This is a genomic window from Chitinivorax sp. PXF-14 (assembly GCF_040812015.1).
GTDB lineage: Bacteria > Pseudomonadota > Gammaproteobacteria > Burkholderiales > SCOH01 > JBFNXJ01.
In genome coordinates this window covers 1-514 of the sequence record NZ_JBFNXJ010000049.1, presented here as the reverse complement: position 1 = coordinate 514, position 514 = coordinate 1, and the positions used below count along the sequence as shown (strand labels likewise).

Below are 514 nucleotides of genomic sequence, written 5' to 3'. Positions count from 1 at the left end.
TCCACCGCCATCAGGTCGGCCATCACCTTGGCCGGGCGGCGCAGCTCGGCGGCGTGGTCGCCGCACAGCTCGAAGCCATGCGCCAGGCTGGTGGCCCGCAGCTTCCATTTGGGTTTTCTCACTGCCATGTGTTTGGCTCCGGGAAACGCAGAACTACTCAAAATTGACTCCTTCACGGACACTGGAGTCATCGAAAACGAGTTGTAGGTAACGGAAAAGTGTTAAACAGCAACCAAAGACGGAGTAAAATTCCGTTTGGCATAACGTTCCGGCCAGATGTGTTCCGGTGGCAGCCCGATGGCAGCAGCGATGATTCGCTCCGCCTTCGGCCACGGACGCTCCAGTGCCGTGCTCAACGTAGTGGGGGCAAGCCCCGACTGCAGCGAGAGCCGACGCAATGACCAGCCCTTTTTCTTGAGGGCAGCCACGACATCCGCCCGATGCCAGTTATGGGGAGTTGTGGTTTTTTTTGCGGCTTGATGTGCACTCATTTGATAACCCCGTTCGGTTAGTT

Annotated in this window: 1 protein-coding gene; it reads right to left on the bottom strand. The window is 57.6% G+C overall.

Going from position 1 to position 514, the window contains the following annotated elements:
* Window positions 1-221: 221 nt before the first annotated feature.
* Entirely contained in the window at window positions 222-491 is a 270-nt protein-coding gene (locus tag ABWL39_RS20890) for a transcriptional regulator (protein ID WP_367796141.1), read from the bottom strand.
* Window positions 492-514 lie beyond the last annotated feature (23 nt).

Coding starts and splice junctions, on each gene's coding strand:
- ABWL39_RS20890 (WP_367796141.1), bottom strand. CDS start 491: ATGAGTGCACATCAAGCCGCAAAAAAAACCACAACTCCCCATAACTGG.